Origin of the sequence: Streptomyces sp. HUAS MG91, from assembly GCF_040529335.1 — a bacterium.
GTDB lineage: Bacteria > Actinomycetota > Actinomycetes > Streptomycetales > Streptomycetaceae > Streptomyces > Streptomyces tabacisoli.
Genome location: NZ_CP159534.1, coordinates 6,330,889 through 6,350,523 on the forward strand (window position 1 = coordinate 6,330,889; position 19,635 = coordinate 6,350,523).

Here is a 19,635-nt window from a genome sequence, read left to right on the forward strand (position 1 = left end):
CGCGCGCGTGCCGCACGGTCCCGCTCGATCTACGCCGGATGGGCCGTACGAGTGCTCGAACCGGACCGATCCGATCTAGGGTCGAGGTATGGCACGACCGCGGCGCATCGTCCTCGTCCGGCACGGCGAATCCGAAGGGAACGCCGACGACACCGTCTACGAGCGCGAACCGGACCACGCTCTGGCGCTCACCGACACCGGCTGGCGGCAGGCCGAGGAGACCGGAAAGGAACTGCGCGACCTGTTCGGCCGTGAGCGGGTGAGCGTCTACGTCTCGCCCTACCGGCGTACGCACGAGACGTTCCGCGCCTTCCGCCTCGATCCCGACCTGGTGCGGGTGCGGGAGGAGCCGCGCCTGCGGGAGCAGGACTGGGGAAACTGGCAGGACCGCGACGACGTACGGCTCCAGAAGGTGTATCGCGACGCCTACGGGCACTTCTTCTACCGCTTCGCGCAGGGCGAGTCCGGAGCGGACGTGTACGACAGGGTCGGCGCCTTCCTCGAGAGCCTCTACCGCAGCTTCGAGGACCCCGACCATCCGCCGAACGTGCTCCTCGTGACGCACGGCCTGACCATGCGACTGTTCTGCATGCGGTGGTTCCACTGGACCGTCCAGGACTTCGAGTCGCTGTCGAATCCGGGGAACGCCGAGACGAGGTCGCTCGTTCTTGGGGAGAACGGAAAGTACGCACTCGACCGTGCATTCGAACGATGGTGTGAACCGAGGCCCTACGGAGCCACCGGATAGAGTGGCAGGGCGATGATCGCTGACTCCTCTCCCGACCGGCGCATGGACCGCGCCCTGGCCAGCCTGCGTGGACTCTCCGTGGGAGACGCGCTGGGGTCCCAGTTCTTTGTCCCCGCGAACTATCCGCTGCTCAAGCGCCGCGCTCTGCCCGACGGCACCTGGCAGTGGACCGACGACACCGAGATGGCGTGCTCCGTGGTCGCCGTCCTGGCCGCTCACGACCGGATCGACCAGGACGACCTGGCACGCTCCTTCGCGGAGCACCACGACTTCGACCGGGGCTACGGACCCGCCGTCAACCGGCTGCTGCGCCAGGTCCGTGAAGGCGGCGACTGGCGCGCTCTCGCGTCCGCGCTGTTCAACGGACAGGGGTCGTGGGGCAACGGGGCGTCGATGCGGATCGCCCCGCTCGGCGCCTACTACGCCGACGACCCCGAGCAGGCCACGCACCAGGCCGAGATCTCGGCGTATCCGACGCACCAGCATCGCGAGGCCGTCGTCGGGGCGATGGCCGTGGCCGCCGCCGCGGCGCTGGTGGCCGCCCCGCAGGGACCGCCACCGACCCCGCACGGCCTGCTCGACGGAGTGATTGCGCTGGTGCCGCGCAGCGCGGTGCAGGCCGGTCTGCGCCGTGCCAGGGACATGCTCGACTACGGCGATCCGGGCACGGTCGCCGCGGTGCTCGGCTGCGGGCGGCGGACGACCGCGCACGACACCGTTCCGTTCGCCCTCTGGTCCGCGGCGCGCGGGCTCGGAGACTTCGAAGGCGCTTTCTGGAGCACCGCTCAGGTGGGTGGAGACCTGGACACGACCTGCGCGATCGTGGGCGGAGTCGTCGCCTCCGGGCAGGGCGGACAGCCCTCGCCCGAGTGGGTCGGGCGTACGGAGCCGCTGCCGCAGTGGGCTCCCGCCGCGTCGTCCCTCTGAGCGACCCGGGCCTTGTCGGGCACGTACGACGAACCGTGCCGTGGTGACCACGTGCCCGGCCCGCTCCTGGTGACAGGAGCGGGCCGGGCATCGCGGCCGTAACCGGGGGACCGGACCCGCGACCGTCGGCTACAGGGCCGGAGCGCCGCTGAGCGACTCCATGTCGCTCTTGCGTACGCGGATGACGACCGTGGCGACGACGAGGGCGAGCACACCCATGGCGGCCGCCGGGATGAACGCCGTGGATATCCCGTGGGAGAGCACCTCGTGGCTCCACGGGGCCGGCAACTGGTGCGTTCTGGCGAACGCGGCCTTCTGCTCCGGGCTCGCCTGGGACATGAACGACGTGACCTGCTTGGTCCCCTCGTCGCGGCTGGCGGTGCCGAAGACCGTGGTCAGGATGGACAGGCCGAGGGAGCCGCCGACCTGTTGCGTCGTGTTGAGCAGGGCGGAGGCCGCGCCCGCCTCGTGCGGTGCCACTCCGGAGACGGCCGTGACGGTGACCGTGACGAAGTTGAGCCCCATGCCGAAGCCGAAGATCAGCATTGGGCCGAGTACTCCGCTCACGTAGGAACTGCCCGAGTCGACCAGCGACTGCCATGCCAGACCGATGGTGACCAGGGTGGCGCCGGTGATCAGGAACGGCTTGGGGCCGAGCGTCGGAAGCAGCCGCTGGGATATCCCCGCGCCGAGAGCGATCACGACGGTGACCGGAAGGAAGGCCAGACCGGCGCGGATGGGGGAGTACCCCAGCACGTTCTGCACGAAGAGCACGATGTAGAAGAACATGCCGAACATTGCCGCGGCCAGGCTGATCATGATCACGTATGTGCCGGAGCGGTTGCGGTCCGCGAACATCCGCAGCGGGGTGATCGGCTCCTTGGCGCGGGACTCGACCAGGACGAAGGCGGCCAGGAACACCACGGCCGCGGCGAACGCGCCCAGGGTGAGCCCGTCGCGCCAGCCGTCGGACGCGGCCCTGATGAAGCCGTAGACAAGTGCGACCATGCCGAGGGTCGAGGTGAGCGCGCCGGTAAGGTCGAAGCGGCCGGGGTGGCGCTCGGACTCCTTGATGTAACGCGGGGCGAGCGCGGCGATCAGTATGCCGATCGGCACGTTCACGAACAGCACCCAGCGCCAGTCCAGCCAGTCCGTGAGGACCCCACCTGCCAGCAGCCCCACGGCACCGCCGCCCGCGGAGACGGCGGCGAAGATGCCGAACGCCCTGTTCCGCTCGGGCCCCTCGGGGAACGTCGTGGTGATGAGGGCGAGCGAGGTCGGTGAGGCGATCGCGCCGCCTACACCTTGGAGCACGCGCGCGGCCAGCAACTGCCAGGGCTCCTGGGCCAGTCCGCCGAGCAGCGAGGCGAAGGTGAAGAGCAGGATGCCGGTGATGAAGACCCGGCGCCGGCCGAGGATGTCGCCTGCCCGACCGCCCAGCAGCAGCATTCCGCCGAAGGTGAGGGTGTAGGCGCTGACCACCCACGTCAGGTCGGTCGTCGAGAAGTGGAGTGCGGTCTGGATGTGCGGCAGTGCGATGTTCACGATGGTCGCGTCGAGCACCACCATGAGCTGGCAGGCGGCGATCACCGCGAGGGCGATACCGGGTCGGGGTGAGCGCGCGGCCGGTTTCGGCGCTGTGGATATGGGGTCGTGCGTCTGGATTTGATCGTGCGTCACAGGATGTCCCCCAGAAGCGAAGTAGTGAACGTGAGCGTTCACTAATCCCGACCATAGCGAGCCACCCTTGGTGAACACAAGCGTTCTCTAACGGAGTTGACTCCAAGGGGTGGTCCGGGGTTGAGGGCTCCGATGGATGCTTGGTGCGGGCATGTTCGGCCCCTGGCCGCGGCCTGGTGATTTCCGTGCCCGGGCCGTCGAAAGAAGTCCCCTCGCCTGACATCCTGGTGGAGGGCGGGGCCCGGTCGGGCCCGTTGATCTCGCTCCTACGGAGAGGTTGTCACCATGGATCCCCCGCGGGAGCGCTGCTGAACGTGCCCGTCCGCATCGCCTCGGCGGTGGTGGGTCCCCTTCGCCGAACGTGGTCGTTCGCCGAACCCGCCACCTGCGTCCGGACCGCTCCCGAACCGCTCAACGGAGAGAAGACGATGGTTACTTCGCGCTGGACGGCCGACCCCGCTCGGTCGGCCGCCGCCCTGCGCAGGCGTGGCCCCGTGCTGGAACGGGCCATCCTCGAAGCCGCACTTGAGCAGCTCAGCACGGTCGGCTGGAACGGCCTCACCATGGAGGGCGTCGCCGCTGGTGCGCAGACCGGGAAGGCCGCGGTGTACCGGCGCTGGCCCTCCAAGGAGGACCTGGTGGTCGACGCGCTCCAGGCCGGACTCCCGCAGGTGGACTCCGTGCCGGACCTCGGCAGCGTGCGCGAGGACCTGCTGGAGCTGTGCCGGCAGATGCGTGACGCCATGTTCTCGCGTCCCGGCTCCGCGCTCCTCTCCGTCATTCACGAATGCGACACCCTCACCGCGGAGCGCTTCCACAGCGTGATCATCCAGGGGATCATCGAGCCCGGCGTGGAGCTGATCAAGGAGGTCATCAGCCGCGGAATCACGCGAGGAGATGTGCGCCAGGACGCTGTCGGCGCCTCTGTGTGCGACGTCATCCCGGCGATGATGATGTACCGCTCCAAAGTGTGCGGAAGCGAATGGCGGGACGAGGATCTGGTGGAGCTGATCGACGAGGTCATGGTCCCTCTGCTGCTGCGGCACGCGGACTGAAGCGAGCCGGGTGTCGCGCCGCGGGCTCGGCGGCGTACGCTGTCTGGCGCCATGCCGTACGAAGCCCCCACCCACACCGTCGAGCGCTCATTGCGCGCCACCACCGGTGCCAAGATCATTGCCGGTGTCGACGAGGTCGGCCGCGGTGCCTGGGCCGGACCGGTCACCGTCTGTGCCGCCGTCACGGGGCTGCGCCGCCCGCCCGAGGGCCTCACCGACTCCAAGCTGATCAGTCCCAAGCGTCGTGAGGCGCTCGCGGACGAGCTGGAGGGCTGGGTCACCGCGCACGCTTTGGGGCACGCGTCCCACGACGAGATCGACGACCTCGGCATGACGGCGGCTCTCCGCCTCGCTGCCGTCCGCGCTCTCGAGAGCCTGCCGGTGCGGCCCGACGCCGTCATCCTCGACGGGAAGCACGACTATCTGGGTGCTCCCTGGCAGGTACGTACGGTGATCAAGGGTGACCGTTCCTGCATCGCCGTCGCCGCGGCGTCGGTGATCGCCAAGGTTCGTCGCGACAAAATGATGGCCGAACTGGGCCTCGACCATGCAGACTTCGGGTTTGCGGCCAATGCCGGATACCCGTCGCCGGTGCATCGCGCCGCGCTGGAGGAGCGGGGCCCCACCCCGTACCACCGGCTTTCGTGGGCGTATCTTGATGCGCTGCCCCAGTGGCGGCACCTCAAGAAAGCCCGCAGCTGGGCGGAGGCAAGCGCTCCAGAGATCGAAGGTCAGCTCGGCTTCGACTTCTGACTCTTGCGTTCGCACTGATGTGCCACCCGCTGGCGCGAACCACACCCGCGTTTGATAGATATCAACCCATGCCTCTCATTCCCGAGGAGCCTCAGATTCACGAGAGCGCCCAGGGTCCCCGCGCCACGCCGGCCAGCAGCCGCACCGCGCCGACCCCCCGTCCTGTTCCCGGCCCGCGTCCCGCGGCGCCGTCGCGACCCGGTCGTCCGGGTCCCGCAAGGCCCGCACCGCCCGCGCAGCGCACGCCGCGCGAGTCGGCCGGGTCCCCCACGCCGGGGCCGAACGCCCCTGCCACCCCTTCGACTTCGGCTGCCCAGCCGCAGATCCAGCTCATTCCGGCCTCGGTCGAGGGTGCGCTGGACGCCGCCGAGGAAGCCGTCGACCTGCTGCTCGACACCGGTCGCGCGCCGGGCGAGGTGCTGGTGATCACCACGGGTGACCCGCACCCGTGGGCCGCGCACGAGCTGTCGTTCGGCGAGGCCGCCTACTGGGCACAGCACGACGCGGGCGACGACGTCTTCTACGCCGATGCCGCTGCCTTGGACCGTGCCGCCGCGCGCCCGGTGGTCGTCGTCGCCCTCAACGGCGGCGTCGACGAGACGGCCGCGACCGCACTGCCGATCGCGCTCGGCCGGGCTGGTGCCCTGCTGGTCGTCTGCGGCGACCCGCAGCGCATCAACTCGCTGCTCGGCGCCGGGGTCTGACGCGCGGCTTGCCGGCTGCCCGCACCGTTCGACGGTGACCGGGGAGCCCGGCAGGCCGACGCGTGGCCTCGGCCGCGCGGTCCTAGCGTGCCGCGGCGCGGCGGAGCATCTCCGTCGCGGCGCCGCCGGTGCGCGGCGCGGACTGCTCGCCGCCGCCGAGAACCTCCGCGACGGAGCCGACGCTGGGGCGGCGGCCGCCACGCCCCTCACCGAGGACCTGCCAGCCGTCACGCGTCATCGTGATGTACGCCCCACAGCGCAGGCCGTGCAGCGTGCAGGCGTCGCGCAGCCCCCACATCCACGCACCGTCCTCCTCCGTCCAGTGGGTTTCCCCCTCGCGGCAGTAGAGCAGGACGGCGGTACGGACCGGGGTGCGGCGGCGCAGGTCGTGCGGGATGACCCGGCGCAGCTGTGACAGCAGGGCGTTGCGGAACGTCCAGCCGTCGGTGCCGTTCTCACGGCGGGTGAACGACGCGCTCGCGCGCAGCCGTTCCTCCGGATCGAGCACCGCCACGACGGCGGTGCGCGGGATCGGTCGGTGGCGGGCGTGCAGGCCGCTGACAACCTCGCGCGGATTGCGCAGCAGGGGGATTCCGGCTGCCGCCCACTCCGCGGGTTCCAGCAGCCTGGTCGGTCGGTCGATGGAATCTGCGGACCTCTCGGCGCGCATCGAGGACGCGGGCATCGATGTCGCCGAGGACGGAGCGAATCCGAAGGTCACGATCCTCCCTTCGGCTACACGCCACCCTGGAGGGCAGGCGGGGTCGGACTGGGGGAGCGCACCGCGGCAGAGCTCTGTCCGGACCACGGGGGAGCCGCGCGGGAGCAGCTCCAATTCTTCCCGTCGTACTGGCGCACGGCAACGAGCAATTAGGGCTCGGGACCGTAATTTGGCGATGCGTCGCCAATATCCCTGCCCAAAGGTTGCGCCAGGGATGCCTGCGTCAACCCTGCATCGCAAGGACCAGCGGCAACACCCCCTCCGCACCGGCCCGGCGCAGCAGTCGCGCGGCCATCGCCAGTGTCCAGCCGGTCTCCGTGAAGTCGTCCACGAGCAGTACCGGGCCGCCCGCGTGTGCCAGCGCTTCGGCCAGCTGGGGTGGGAGGGTCAGGGTGCCGTCGAGGGCGCGCAGCCGCTGTGCGCTGTTGCTCCGGGGAATGTGCGTGGTGTCGCTGTCCGGTGCGTACTCGATGCGTCCCAGCAGGGGCATCCGGCCGACCTGGGCGATGCCCGCGCCGAGGGAGTCGATGAGCTGCGGTCGGGTGTGCGAGGCCATGGTGACGACTCCCACCGGGCGCGGTGGAGCGTCGGCGGCGTCCGATGCCCAGCCACCGGGGCCCTTGGCCCAGTCGGCCAGCACCTCCACGACGGCCCGTGCCACGTCGTCGGGGACGGGTCCGTCCGGGGCCTGTGGTGTGAGCATGGGGCGCAGTCGGTTGCCCCAGCCGATGTCCGAGAGGCGGCCGAGGGCCCGGCCCGGCCCTGCCTGTTCATTCGCCGGGATGCGTCCCTTGAGGTCGATGCCGACCGCGGCGAGCCCGGTGGGCCACATCTTGCGGGGCTCCACCTCCACGCCTGGGCGTCCGAGCTCGCCGCGTGCCGAGTCCAGCGCCGCCGACGAGACCGAGGTGGTGAACCGGCCCCCCGCGCAGTTGTCGCAGCGGCCGCAGGGAGCCGCTTCCTCGTCGTCCAGCTGCCGGCGCAGGAACTCCATCCGGCAGCCGGTCGTCGTCGCGTACTCGCGCATCGCCTGCTGCTCGGCCTCTCGCTGCTTGGCGACCCACGCATAGCGCTCGGTGTCGTACACCCAGGGCTGTCCCGTGGCGATCCAGCCGCCCTTCACGCGGTGCACGGCGCCGTCGACGTCCAGGACCTTGAGCATGGTCTCCAGGCGCGAGCGGCGCAGCTCCACCAGCGGCTCGAGCGCCGGCAGCGAGAGTGGCCGGTCGGACTGGGCCAGCACATCCAGCGTGCGACGCACCTGCTCCTCCGGCGGGAAGGCGAGGGAGGCGAAGTAGCGCCAGATCGCTTCGTCCTCCTTGCCGGGCAGCAGCAGTACCTCGGCGTGCTCGACGCCACGCCCGGCGCGTCCCACCTGCTGGTAGTACGCGACGGGTGACGACGGAGAACCGAGGTGGACGACGAAGCCGAGGTCCGGCTTGTCGAATCCCATGCCGAGCGCGGAGGTCGCGACCAGGGCCTTCACCCTGTTCGCCAGCAGGTCCTCCTCCGCCTGCTGCCGGTCCGCGTTCTCGGTCTTTCCCGTGTACGAGGTCACGACGTGCCCGCACTGTCGCAGATAGGCGGTGACCTCCTCGGCGGCGGCGACCGTGAGGGTGTAGATGATCCCGGACCCCGGCAGCTCGTTCAGGTGGTCGGCGAGCCAGGCCAGCCGGTGCGCGGCGTCGGGCAGCTGCAGCACTCCGAGGCTGAGGCTCTCGCGGTCGAGCGGACCCCGCAGCACGAGGGCGTCCGAGCCGCCGCCGGTACCGAGCTGGTCGGCGACGTCGGCTGTCACCCGCGCGTTCGCCGTCGCGGTCGTGGCCAGCACCGGGACGCCCTGCGGCAGGTCGGCGAGCATCGTGCGCAGCCGTCGGTAGTCGGGGCGGAAGTCGTGGCCCCAGTCGGAGATGCAGTGCGCCTCGTCGACGACCAGCAGGCCGGTGGCCGCGGCGAGCTGAGGCAGTACGTTGTCCCGGAAATCGGGGTTGTTCAACCGCTCCGGGCTGACGAGGAGCACGTCCACGTCGCCCGCCGTGACCTCGGCCCGCACGGAGTCCCACTCCTCCGTGTTGGACGAGTTGATCGTCCGGGCGCGGATGCCGGCCCGCTCGGCCGCCTCCACCTGGTTGCGCATCAGGGCGAGCAGCGGGGAGACGATCACCGTCGGTCCGCTGCCCCGCTCGCGCAGCAGGGCCGTCGCGACGAAGTACACCGCGGACTTGCCCCAGCCGGTGCGCTGCACGACCAGTGCGCGTCTGTGATCGGCGACCAGCGCCTCGATCGCCCGCCACTGGTCCTCGCGCAGCCGGGCCGTGCCGGTCGCGTCGCCGACGAGGCGGGCCAGCACGGTGTCGGCCGCCGTCCGCAGATCTTCGTTGCTCATGCCCCCATGCAACCCGATGGCACTGACATCGCGCGAATGAGTCCGCCGAGCTGTGGACAACTCGTGTCGTGTCCCTGATCGAGGTTATCCACAGGCTAAACCGGAATCTTGTAATCCGGTGCATGGTCCTCGCATGACGAATCACATCGAGCCCGTCGGAGCGTCCGGCGCGGCCAAGATCACTCTGCGTACCGCCGGCGAACTGGCGGAGGCGCTGCCGTACCTGCTCGGGTTCCGGCCCGACGACAGCATCGTTCTCGTCGCCCTCTACAAAGGGCGATTCGGCGGACGGGTGCGACTGGGAATCCCCGAGCGATCCGAGGACTGGCCCTCCGTCGCCCAGCAGCTCGCCCGCTGTCTGGTCGGTGGATGCGAGCGGAGGGACGGGCGGCCGGACAGCGTCGTCGCGTTCCTCTGCCAGGACGCTTCGGTCCGGAGCGGAGCGTCCGGCCCGTCGGTCGTGGAGCGCCTTCGACCGCTCGCCCAGCTGTTGCGGACCGAGTGCGGGGTCCTGGACGTGCCGGTGACCGAGGCGCTGTGCCTCTCCGACGGGCGGTACTGGAGCTACTGCTGCCCACGCCCCGACTGCTGCCCGCCCGAGGGCAACGCCATCGCGGCCGACGGCACATCGGTGATGGCGGCGACGGCCGCCTACGCAGGCATTCACGTGCGGCAGTCCGTCGCCGAGCTGACGGCGCGGCTCGCGCCCCTGGAGACGGCCCTCGTGCCCGAGCAGACCCGTGCCCTGGATGCGGCGGCGATGGATCTCGTGCCCCGGATCCTCGCCGGTGCGCCGCGCGAGGAGGTGGAGGCACAGACCCTGGGCCTGGCCCGGCTCGTCCTGCGCCGCCTCGCGGACGCCCCGGGGGCCGACGACACGCTGGACGCGGACCTGAGGGACGACGAACTGCTCGCGCACGACGAGGCCGCCGCCCTGATCCTGGGGCTCCAGGACAGGATGACCAGGGACCGTGCGGCCGAGTGGATGGAGGGTGAGGAGGCCCCCGCGGCACTTCGCCTGTGGCGGGCCCTGGCCAGGCGGTGCGTCGGAGGGTACGGCGAGCATGCGGCGGCGCCGCTGACCCTGGCCGGGTGGGTGGCCTGGTCGCTCGGCGACACCGTCGAGGCGGACCATGCGCTGGAGATGGCGCTCGGCGTCGATCCGCACTACAAGTTCGCCCGGCTGCTCAACCAGGCCCGCTCCGAGGGCGTCGATCCGGAGCCGGTGCGACAGTCACTGCGCCGGATCCGGGCGGACCGGGAGGCCGAGCCCGCGGTGAGCGACGTGCCGGTCGGCGACGCGACGGCCGCGCTCGTGCCCCCGGAGGTCGGGGCCGAGGGTATGACCGATGAGGCTGCGGCGCCCTGCCCGGCTCCGGAGGACGCGGACGAGGACACCAGGAGCCCGGCCCTCGCGGTGCCTGGTGGCGCGGCGGACCCGGGGATCTCCCGGGCGGCCCGTGGCCTGGCGGCGGCGCTGCGCCGCAGGGGCGAGCGACGTGCGGGAGCGGGCACCCGGCCCGCCCGGGCGGGGACGCGGGCGTCGCGGCGGCCCTCGGGGCGGCGTACGGGACGTCCGCAGTCCAGGGGTGACGGATGAGGAGGGCCGCGGCCATGGGCGGGCCGCGGTGGTTCATGGCTCTGTGGCGTTACTTGGGGCGGGGGCGCTCCGTTCACCTGAGGAGCGGGAGCGACGGCCGGGCCGCACCGCTCGCCTCCTCAGGTCCAGTCGCCCGGCAGCATGCCGGCGCCTCGCGCGACCGCGCGCGAAAGGAGGCGCCCCATGCGGGAGTTGAAGCCACGGCTCGTCACCCCAGGCGGCAGCCCCATATTCCGAGCCCTGCCCAGGACCGTGTTCAGGGACGCGCCCCATCCGGTAAGTGCGGCTGCATTCGGGGGCGCACCCTGCCCGGTGAATGCTGCGGCACGTCCCTCGGAAGGCGGACGGTCGGCAGGAGAGTCGCAAGCAGGAGGAGAGAGGCCGTGACGTCCGATGCGACATGGCCGCTCGAGGGCTCGGCGCCGGACGACGACCACCGGCTGGACCGCCTCGCCGAAGCGCGCGCAGTGCCCCGGCCCCAGACCCACGCAGGCCCGGACGCGGCACCGAACAGACCTGCTCGGTCGCCGTCCCCGACACCCGCTCCCACGTCCACCCCGCGCCGCAGCGGCGAACTGCCACCCACGCACCGCTCGTTGATCTGCGTGGCCCTTCCCGGACTCGCGATCTCCTCGGACCAGGGGCAGCTGACCGCACAGGGATTGGAGGGCTTTTACCGCGGGGGACGGCGGCTCCTGTCCCGCTGCCAGATCCGTGTGTTCGGCCGAGAGCCGGTGGCCGTACAGGCTCGTATGGTCTCCGCCGACCGTGCCCGTTTCGTGGCCGTGGTGCGCGCGTCCCCCGACGCCGGACCCGACCCCGACATCGTCGTCCAGCGGATCCGGCACGCCGACGGCACCGAGCGGATCACGCTCCAGAGCTCGGCGCTGCGGCCTCTGAGAGTCCCCTTGGAGGTGTCGCTCGGCACGGACCTGGCCGAACTCGGGGCGGTGGCCGCCGGACAGCCCGGGCGCGAGCTGCCCGCGATGGTCCACGATGCCGGACTGCGCTGGTCCTCGCCCACTGGGCACGCTGTGGTCACGGCGGCACCGGCGCCCACGGACGCCCTCGCCTCGGCCGGCCTGCTGCGCTGGGAGTTCGAACTGCCGCCGGGCGGTGCCCGCACCGTAGAGCTGCGGATTCGAGCGGACGGCGCGGGCAGCGGCAGGAGCGCGGGCCACAACACGGTCAGGCCGTTCGCCGGAGCCCAGGCGCACGGCGACGACCCACGGGTGGAGCCGCTGCTGCGGACCTGTGTCGACGATCTCCAGGCGCTGCTGGTGCGCGACCCCGCACATCCGTCGGACGTCCACCTCGCGGCGGGGGCGCCGTGGCGGTGCGGCCCGGCCCCGGCGGAGTCGCTGGCCGCCGCCAGGATGGCGCTCCCTCTGGGCACCCGGCTGGCCGCCGGCACGCTGCGCGCACTCGCCCGCACGCAACTGACGCGGCCAGGAGTGGAATTCGGCCGGCTGCCCGGACCGTTGCGGCACGCGGGTCCCCGGATCCCGCCCAGCTGCACCGGTGTCGAGGCCACTCTGCTGTTCCCGGTGCTTCTCGCGGAGGCCAGACGTTGGGGCCTCGCGGAGCAGGAGACGGCCGAGTTGCTCCCCGCCGCCGAGCGGTGTCTGCAGTGGCTGCGCAGCAGCGCCCGCGAAGGGCCGTACGTGCCGGACCCGGGTCCGGGTGGCCCGCTGCGCTGCGAGACGCAGGCGCACGCGCACCGGGCCGCGCTGGTCGGCGCGGACCTGCTCGACGCGTACGGCAGACCCGGAGCAGGGGAGCTGCGGCAATGGGCGGAGGAGCTGAGACGACGATTCAGAGAGGACTTCTGGGTGGACGACCGGGGCGGCGGCCGGCCTGCGGCAGCCCGCACCGCCTCCGGTCGCCCGGTCCCGCACCTGGGCAGCGGCGCCGCGCACCTGCTGGACACCGGGCTGCTCGGCGCCGGCGCCTACGCGCCGGGCCTCCTGGACAAGGTGCAGACCGAGCAACTGGCGCGGCTGTTCGGCAGCCCCGGGCTCGACTCGGGATGGGGGCTGCGCACCCTCGACGTCAAGGAACCGCTCTACAACCCATTCGGACACCGCACCGGCGCGGTGCGGGTGCACGAAACCGCCGTAGCGGTCGCGGGCCTCTCAGCGGCCGGATACGAGAAGGAGGCCGCGTCGTTGCTGCGCGGCACTCTGGCCGCGGCGGAGGCGTTCGCTCTCCGGCTGCCCGAGATGTACGCGGGGGAGCAGCGGGTCGAGGGCGGTGCCCCGCTGGCGCACCCCGCCGCCTGCAGACCGGCCGCCGTCGCCGCGGCCGCGGGCGTGCATCTGGTGGCCACTCTCGTCGGTGTCCGCCCGGATGTGCCGGCCGGGACGGTGGCGCTGTCGCCCGTGCGTGGGGCCCCGCTCGGTGAGCTGGGTCTGACGGGGCTGAGTGTCGGAGGGCACGCGTTCTCCGCGCGGGTCAGCCGATTGGGGCTCGGGATGGTCGAGGAGGCCGCGGACAGTCTGCAATTGGGGGTGTGAGGGCTCCGAGGGCCACTGCGAGAACTCCGACATCGAGCGCCGACCCGGTGGGGAACCACAGGCGAAGGGAGTGTTTATCGTCAGGCAGACGACTATGATCGTTCCATGTCGCCCTACGACCCGTCGTCGCCCTACGACCCGTCGGCCTTCCCGCCTTTCGCCGTCACCGTCGACCTGGTCGTGCTGACCGTGCGCCGGCACTCCCTGTGCGCGCTGGCGGTGCGGCGTGGGGAGCCGCCGTTCCAGGGGCGCTGGGCCCTGCCCGGTGGTTTCGTGCGGGACGACGAGGACCTGACCGCCGCGGCCGCGCGCGAGCTGTCCGAGGAGACGGGCCTGTGCGCCCACGACCCGGACGCGCCCGCGCAGGACAACGGCGCGCACCTCGAGCAACTGGCCACCTACGGCGATCCGAAGCGGGATCCGCGGATGCGCGTGGTCAGCGTCGCCCACCTGGCACTCGCGCCCGACCTGCCGGCACCGCGGGCGGGCGGAGACGCGCACAGCGCTCGCTGGGCCCCGGTCGAGGCCCTGTTGAAGCAGAGCGGGTACGGACGCGAGGGAGAGCAGGCCGAGCCGCTCGCCTTCGACCACGCCCGGATCCTGGCCGACGGGGTCGAGCGGGCCCGCTCGAAGATCGAGTACTCCTCGCTGGCCACGGCTTTCTGCCCGCCGGAGTTCACCGTCGGCGAGCTGCGCCGGGTCTATGAAGCGGTGTGGGGCGTCGCCCTCGATCCGCGCAACTTCCACCGCAAGGTGACGGGGACGCCCGGCTTCCTGGTGCCCACCGGCGGTACGACGACGCGCCAGGGAGGCCGTCCCGCCCAGCTCTTCCGCGCGGGCGGCGCCACCCTGCTCAATCCGCCGATGCTGCGGCCCGAGGTCTGACCAACTCGCGGGCGCGGCGGCGCCGTTCGGGGCCGCGCTCCGGTCGCGAGGGCGAGGGCGGAATTCCGGCCGGTGTTTTTTCGGACACCTGAGCCGTCACCCTGCCCTAAATGACAGAAATGTCGCGTTATCTTGCTGTGGTACCCACGGGGTTCGCCTGCCAGGGAACCGGCGGACGGGCCCCGGCCGCCGAGCGGTCGCCCATCCTGCGAGAGAAGCGATGATCCAGGCCATCGGACTGACCAGCACCGCCCGCAAGGAGAGTCCGCCCACGGTCGACGACGTGTCCTTCGAGGCCGGGACGGGCCGTGTGACAGCCCTGCTCGGCGCCCGAGGAGCGGGCAAGACGACCGTGGTGCGGCTGATGCTCGAACTCCAACAGGGCCGTGGTGTCACCTACTTTAGAGGCCGCCCCCTGCATCGCATCACCCATCCGGCACGCGAAGTGGGTGTGCTGCTCGGCGATGTGCCGGGACACCCGGCCCGTACCGTCCGCGGCCAACTCCGCATGCTCTGCTCCGCGGCCGGTGTCCCTGTCCAGCGCGCCGACGAGGTGCTGGAGGTCGTGGGGCTCGTCAGCCTGCGCGATCTACGGCTGGGCGCCCTGTCGCGCGGCATGGACCGGCGCCTCGGCCTGGCCTGCGCGCTGCTCGCCGATCCGCACACACTGGTCCTCGACGGCCCGGCGGACGGACTGTCGATCCGCGAGGGCACGTGGCTGCACGGGATCCTGCGGGCGCACGCGACGGTCGGCGGCACGGTGCTGTTCACCACCGACGACGCCAAGGAGGCGGCGCGGACCGCCGACCGTGTCGTCACCCTCGACGACGGCAGAGTGGTCGCGGACCAGGACGTCACCGCCTTCGCGCGCACCAGACTGCGGCCCCGGGTCGCCGTCCGCAGCCCGCACGCCGCGCGGCTCGGCGTCCTGCTGGCCAAGGAGGCCCGCACGGCGAAACGCTCCGTCGAGGTCGTCACCGAGGACGGCAGCCGGCTGTCGGTCTACGGCAGCAGTTGCGCGGACGTGGGCGAGACCGCCTTCCGGCACAACATCCTCGTGCACCAACTCGCCGACGAGACCGGGGACGCGGGCCCCTTGGTGGCGTTGTCCCCCCTCGCCGACGCGAATGCGGATGCGGTTGCGGCCGCCGATCGCGCGGTCGAGGCCGACCTCACAGCCGACGGCCCGACGGAACACCCCCTCCCCACCTCTTCCGGCCAGGAGGCCGGGGCAGGGGCCGCGACCGGGGCCGACACCCACGCTCGGGGCCTCGCCCACACCCCTCGCGCCGACACCCCACAGGTCCACACCCCGCCCGACACCCTCCCCCTCACTCCCACCACCGAGCCACCGTCCGACGCCTCCGGCGCCACCAGCACCTTCGTGCCGCTCGTCGGCACGACGTCGCGGGCCGCGAGCGCCCGAACCACCACGACCGGTGGACACATGGAAGGCGCCGCGGCCACCCCTCGGACCCCCGCCGCGGCACTGCCCTCGCTGCCTCCCCCCATCACGGTCCGCCCCGCCCGCAGCCCCCTGCGCCCGCTGCGCTACGAGCTGCGCCGGGCCACCGGCATCGCCACCGGTTACGTCACCGCGGCGCTCGTCGTCGCCGTCTCCGCACTCATCGCCGTACTGCTCGCGCGCGCGGGGCACACGCCGCAGCCGCTGCTTCTGGCCGCGTGGCCCCAGGCGCTGCCCCTGCCGCCCGCCGCCGTGGGGGCGGGGCTGCTCGGTGCCTTCGCCTTCGGCGACGAGTTCCGCCACCCCGCCCTCGCCGCCGACCGTGGCACCGTCCCGCACCGCCTGGGGCTGCTCGCGGCCAAACTCGCCGTCGGCGCGGCGACAGCCGTGCTCATGGCCGTCCTCGTCGTCGGCTGCGACGCCGCGCTGCTCCACCTCGTATACGGACAGGAGCTCACCCAGGTTCCCGCCGACTGGCTCTCGCTGACCGCAAGTTGGGTCGCGCTGGTCGTGGCCTGCGCGTGGGCCGGTGTTCTGGCGTCCGGAGTCTTCCGCTCGACGGCAGCCGGTCTCGCCGCCGTGGTGGCGGTTCCGATCGTCATCGTGCCACTCGTACAAAAGGCCCTTGAGGGTCCATCTGTGCGAACGGCGGCGGGGCTGCCGGGACGGCTCCGGGAACTCGCTCCGCTGCACTGGCCCTTCGGCGCGGAGCGGTTCGTCGCGGCCGGAGTGCGGATGATCGCGCAACCGGTCGGCGGCGCGCTGATGTTGTCGCTGACGGCGCTGCTCTGCGTATATCTGCTCACGGTGCTGCGTCCCAAGGTGCGATGACGGGCGTCCAGGGCCTTCCGGCGACGCCTTGTTCGCAACTCCTTCTGGAACGCCCATTTCTTTCCGATAAGGCGTCAATTGCGGCGAGGGCGGCGATCACCCTTTCGTGTGCTTTTCACCAAAGACCTCAAGGGAGTTGGGAACAGCGCCGACAACAGATTCCGTGAGTACCCTTGCGCACACCATGATGACCGCCGCCCGCTCCGCCGACTCCGGCCTCGCCGGACCGGGCGAACTCGACCGCTACCCCTTCCCCGAGTCGGCCGCCGACAGAGTCGGTGCCTCCGCCTGGGACAGCACGGACCATGAACTGGGACGCGTCGGCCGGCGTGCCACGGGCAACCGGGGCCGCGGTCTGCACGGTCAACTCGTCCAGCAGCTCGGGCAGATGATCGTCTCCGGCGACCTGGGCGCCGACCGCCCGCTGGTGCCCGAGGAGATCGGCCAGCGTTTCGAGGTGTCCCGCACCGTCGTCCGCGAGTCCCTTCGCGTCCTCGAGGCCAAGGGCCTGGTCAGCGCCCGGCCGAACGTCGGCACGCGCGTGCGTCCGGTCAGTGACTGGAACCTGTTGGACCCGGACATCATCGAGTGGCGCGCCTTCGGCCCGCAGCGCGACGACCAGCGCCGTGAGCTGAACGAGTTGCGCTGGACGATCGAACCGCTCGCCGCGCGGCTCGCCGCCGGTCACGGCCGTGAGGACGTGCAGCAGCGCCTTGCCGACATGGTCGAGATCATGGGGCACGCCCTGGGCCAGGGGGACGCGATCACGTTCTCCCGGGCCGATGCCGAGTTCCACTCGCTGCTGATCCAGCTCGCCGGCAACCGGATGCTGGAGCACCTCTCCGGCATCGTCTCGGCCGCCCTTCAGGTCTCCGGTGGCCCTGTCACCGGCTGTGACCGTCCGAACGAGACGGCGATCGGCCACCACGCGCGCATCGTCGACGCGCTCGCCGCGGGTGACGGCACCGGTGCCGAGGCCGCCATGCGCCACCTGCTCACCGTCCACCCCGAGGGGGAGCGCGTGGTTCCCGCCCCGCGCGAGCACTGAGCGCGCGGAGCGCCGCACCAAAGCGGAGCGCCGCACCAAAGCGGAGCATCGCACCGAAGCGGAGTGCCGCACCGAAGCGGAGCACCGCACCGAAGAGGAGTCGCGACCAGGTGTCGCCGGACGGTCCCGCCGCGTGCCTCGGGTGCGGGGAAGCGGGCACGATCCGGCGACTCGGTCGTTGAGGGATTCGCCGGGCCTAGGGCCTGTCCGGCGGATCTTGTCGCGGGCGCGGGGTCCGGCACGCCGACCTGCGGCGTTGTCGTCGGTTGCCGACGCTCCGCGTCGACGCCCTCCTCCGCCTTGCATCTCGACGCACCAGACCCCGCTCACCGGCACAGAAACGCGCGGGCCGACCGACTGCGACCTGATCCGCCGGACAGGCCCTGGGCGCCGGGGTTCGTCGAGCGACTGTGGGAGCTCGTGGGGTGACCGCATCTGCCCGTATCCGTCAGTTTTTGACCGCTTACGGGGTGTGACTCGGGCCACGCAGATTGGGCGTAACGCTCCTCGGGGCAGCGCGATGACCTAAGAGGTGACAGCCGAGGAGGGAATACGGCAGCCGCTTGCGGCGCTGACTATCTCCCCGGTCCCCGCCCACGCCGTCGGCCCATCCCCAAGTCGGCGGTCGTCGGCTCCGGTCCACACAGGACGGGGCCGGAAGCCGTTTTCCAACGTTCCGAGAGGTTGTTCGTGTCGGCCAGCACATCCCGTACGCTCCCGCCGGAGATCGCCGAGTCCGTCTCTGTCATGGCGCTCATTGAGCGGGGAAAGGCTGATGGCCAGATCGCCGGCGACGACGTGCGCCGTGCGTTCGAAGCCGACCAGATTCCGGCCACTCAGTGGAAGAACGTTCTGCGCAGCCTCAACCAGATCCTCGAGGAAGAGGGTGTGACGCTGATGGTCAGTGCCGCTGAGCCCAAGCGTCCCCGAAAGAGCGTCGCAGCCAAGAGTCCGGTCAAGCGCACCGCCACCAAGACTGTCGCGGCCAAGACGGTCACCGCCAAGAGGGTCGCCGCGACCACCACGCCCGAGTCGACGACCGCCGAGGCCGCCGCCGACGAAGCCGCGCCCGCGAAGAAGGCCGTGGCGAAGAAGGCGACCGCCAAGAAGGCCACCGCCAAGAAGACGGTCGCCAAGAAGACCGCCGCGAAGAAGACGGCGGGCAAGAAGGACGACGAGCTTCTCGAGGACGAGGCGACCGAGGAGACCCCCGCGACCGGCAAGGCCGGCGACGAGGAGACTCCCGAGGGCCAGGGCTTCGTCCTGTCGGACGAGGACGAGGACGACGCGCCTGCCCAGCAGGTCGCCGCCGCCGGCGCCACCGCCGACCCCGTCAAGGACTACCTGAAGCAGATCGGCAAGGTCCCGCTGCTCAACGCCGAGCAGGAGGTCGAGCTCGCCAAGCGCATCGAGGCCGGTCTGTTCGCCGAGGACAAGCTGGCCAACGCCGACAAGCTCGCTCCCAAGCTCAAGCGCGAGCTGGAGATCATCGCCGAGGACGGCCGCCGTGCCAAGAACCACCTCCTGGAGGCCAACCTCCGTCTGGTGGTCTCCCTGGCCAAGCGCTACACCGGCCGCGGCATGCTCTTCCTGGACCTCATCCAGGAGGGCAACCTCGGTCTGATCCGCGCGGTCGAGAAGTTCGACTACACCAAGGGCTACAAGTTCTCCACGTACGCCACCTGGTGGATCCGTCAGGCGATCACCCGCGCCATGGCCGACCAGGCCCGCACCATCCGTATCCCGGTGCACATGGTCGAGGTCATCAACAAGCTCGCGCGTGTGCAGCGCCAGATGCTCCAGGACCTGGGCCGCGAGCCCACCCCGGAGGAGCTGGCCAAGGAACTCGACATGACCCCCGAGAAGGTCATCGAGGTCCAGAAGTACGGCCGCGAGCCCATCTCCCTGCACACTCCGCTGGGCGAGGACGGCGACAGCGAGTTCGGTGACCTCATCGAGGACTCCGAGGCCGTGGTCCCGGCCGACGCGGTCAGCTTCACGCTCCTCCAGGAGCAGCTGCACTCCGTGCTCGACACCCTCTCCGAGCGCGAGGCGGGCGTCGTCTCGATGCGCTTCGGTCTCACCGACGGTCAGCCGAAGACCCTCGACGAGATCGGCAAGGTCTACGGCGTCACGCGTGAGCGCATCCGCCAGATCGAGTCCAAGACGATGTCGAAGCTGCGTCACCCGTCGCGTTCGCAGGTCCTGCGCGACTACCTCGACTAGTCACAAGCTCCTGTACGGCCGTCAGAAGGCCCGGCACGCCTCTCGCGAGGGAGAGTGCCGGGCCTTCTGCGTACGGGGCTGTGGGCCGAT

The 19,635-nt window shown here is 71.5% G+C and carries 14 protein-coding genes; 11 read left to right on the forward strand and 3 right to left on the reverse strand.

Annotated features, from left to right (window positions below; genetic code table 11):
• The first annotated feature begins 88 nt into the window (after positions 1–88).
• Together ABII15_RS28795 and ABII15_RS28800 are read left to right on the forward strand one after the other, a co-directional pair.
• Positions 89–748 (forward strand): histidine phosphatase family protein, encoded by a 660-nt coding sequence (locus ABII15_RS28795; protein ID WP_353945167.1) that lies wholly within the window; start codon positions 89–91, stop codon positions 746–748.
• 12 nt (positions 749–760) lie between these two features.
• On the forward strand, positions 761–1,675 hold the full coding sequence (locus tag ABII15_RS28800; protein WP_353945168.1) for an ADP-ribosylglycohydrolase family protein: 915 nt from the start codon (positions 761–763) through the stop codon (positions 1,673–1,675).
• A gap of 129 nt (positions 1,676–1,804) precedes the next feature.
• On the opposite strand, the gene ABII15_RS28805 is transcribed toward ABII15_RS28800, so the two are convergent.
• The gene (locus ABII15_RS28805) at positions 1,805–3,322 is read right to left on the reverse strand and encodes an MFS transporter (protein WP_353947236.1); all 1,518 of its coding nucleotides are present in this window, start codon (positions 3,320–3,322) and stop codon (positions 1,805–1,807) included.
• Positions 3,323–3,783: 461 nt separating this feature from the next.
• On the opposite strand from ABII15_RS28805, the gene ABII15_RS28810 reads away from it, so the two are divergent.
• The 3 genes from ABII15_RS28810 to ABII15_RS28820 all read left to right on the forward strand — a co-directional run bounded on the left by ABII15_RS28810 (position 3,784) and on the right by ABII15_RS28820 (position 5,867).
• On the forward strand, positions 3,784–4,410 hold the full coding sequence (locus tag ABII15_RS28810) for a TetR/AcrR family transcriptional regulator (protein WP_353945169.1): 627 nt from the start codon (positions 3,784–3,786) through the stop codon (positions 4,408–4,410).
• A gap of 51 nt (positions 4,411–4,461) precedes the next feature.
• Positions 4,462–5,163 carry a ribonuclease HII gene (locus ABII15_RS28815; protein WP_353945170.1) on the forward strand — a complete coding sequence of 234 codons (702 nt, stop codon included), beginning with the start codon at positions 4,462–4,464 and terminating at the stop codon, positions 5,161–5,163.
• Positions 5,164–5,231: 68 nt separating this feature from the next.
• A complete protein-coding gene (locus tag ABII15_RS28820) occupies positions 5,232–5,867 on the forward strand; it encodes a hypothetical protein (protein ID WP_353945171.1) in 636 nt (211 codons plus the stop codon).
• Between the two features lie 82 nt (positions 5,868–5,949).
• On the opposite strand, the gene ABII15_RS28825 is transcribed toward ABII15_RS28820, so the two are convergent.
• Together ABII15_RS28825 and ABII15_RS28830 are read right to left on the reverse strand one after the other, a co-directional pair.
• A complete protein-coding gene (locus ABII15_RS28825) occupies positions 5,950–6,588 on the reverse strand; it encodes a hypothetical protein (RefSeq protein WP_353945172.1) in 639 nt (212 codons plus the stop codon).
• A gap of 223 nt (positions 6,589–6,811) precedes the next feature.
• Positions 6,812–8,974: a RecQ family ATP-dependent DNA helicase gene (locus ABII15_RS28830; RefSeq protein ID WP_353945173.1), complete on the reverse strand. Its 2,163-nt coding sequence runs from the start codon at positions 8,972–8,974 to the stop codon at positions 6,812–6,814.
• A gap of 133 nt (positions 8,975–9,107) precedes the next feature.
• Here ABII15_RS28830 and ABII15_RS28835 point away from each other — a divergent pair, with 133 nt between their 5' ends.
• From ABII15_RS28835 to ABII15_RS28860, 6 genes are all read left to right on the forward strand, one after another.
• Positions 9,108–10,574: a DUF4192 domain-containing protein gene (locus ABII15_RS28835; protein ID WP_353945174.1), complete on the forward strand. Its 1,467-nt coding sequence runs from the start codon at positions 9,108–9,110 to the stop codon at positions 10,572–10,574.
• Positions 10,575–11,170: 596 nt separating this feature from the next.
• A complete protein-coding gene (locus ABII15_RS28840; protein WP_353947237.1) occupies positions 11,171–13,090 on the forward strand; it encodes a glycogen debranching N-terminal domain-containing protein in 1,920 nt (639 codons plus the stop codon).
• Between the two features lie 105 nt (positions 13,091–13,195).
• Complete coding sequence (locus ABII15_RS28845; RefSeq protein WP_353945175.1) at positions 13,196–13,975, forward strand: NUDIX hydrolase; 780 nt, start codon at positions 13,196–13,198, stop codon at positions 13,973–13,975.
• A gap of 220 nt (positions 13,976–14,195) precedes the next feature.
• Complete coding sequence (locus ABII15_RS28850) at positions 14,196–16,271, forward strand: ABC transporter ATP-binding protein (RefSeq protein ID WP_353945176.1); 2,076 nt, start codon at positions 14,196–14,198, stop codon at positions 16,269–16,271.
• A gap of 163 nt (positions 16,272–16,434) precedes the next feature.
• Complete coding sequence (locus ABII15_RS28855; RefSeq protein WP_353945177.1) at positions 16,435–17,319, forward strand: FadR/GntR family transcriptional regulator; 885 nt, start codon at positions 16,435–16,437, stop codon at positions 17,317–17,319.
• Positions 17,320–18,009: 690 nt separating this feature from the next.
• The gene (locus tag ABII15_RS28860; protein WP_353945178.1) at positions 18,010–19,545 is read left to right on the forward strand and encodes an RNA polymerase sigma factor; all 1,536 of its coding nucleotides are present in this window, start codon (positions 18,010–18,012) and stop codon (positions 19,543–19,545) included.
• Positions 19,546–19,635 lie beyond the last annotated feature (90 nt).

Coding starts and splice junctions, on each gene's coding strand:
- ABII15_RS28795 (WP_353945167.1), top strand. CDS start 89: ATGGCACGACCGCGGCGCATCGTCCTCGTCCGGCACGGCGAATCCGAA.
- ABII15_RS28850 (WP_353945176.1), top strand. CDS start 14,196: ATGATCCAGGCCATCGGACTGACCAGCACCGCCCGCAAGGAGAGTCCG.
- ABII15_RS28800 (WP_353945168.1), top strand. CDS start 761: ATGATCGCTGACTCCTCTCCCGACCGGCGCATGGACCGCGCCCTGGCC.
- ABII15_RS28835 (WP_353945174.1), top strand. CDS start 9,108: ATGACGAATCACATCGAGCCCGTCGGAGCGTCCGGCGCGGCCAAGATC.
- ABII15_RS28830 (WP_353945173.1), bottom strand. CDS start 8,974: ATGAGCAACGAAGATCTGCGGACGGCGGCCGACACCGTGCTGGCCCGC.
- ABII15_RS28815 (WP_353945170.1), top strand. CDS start 4,462: ATGCCGTACGAAGCCCCCACCCACACCGTCGAGCGCTCATTGCGCGCC.
- ABII15_RS28810 (WP_353945169.1), top strand. CDS start 3,784: ATGGTTACTTCGCGCTGGACGGCCGACCCCGCTCGGTCGGCCGCCGCC.
- ABII15_RS28845 (WP_353945175.1), top strand. CDS start 13,196: ATGTCGCCCTACGACCCGTCGTCGCCCTACGACCCGTCGGCCTTCCCG.
- ABII15_RS28820 (WP_353945171.1), top strand. CDS start 5,232: ATGCCTCTCATTCCCGAGGAGCCTCAGATTCACGAGAGCGCCCAGGGT.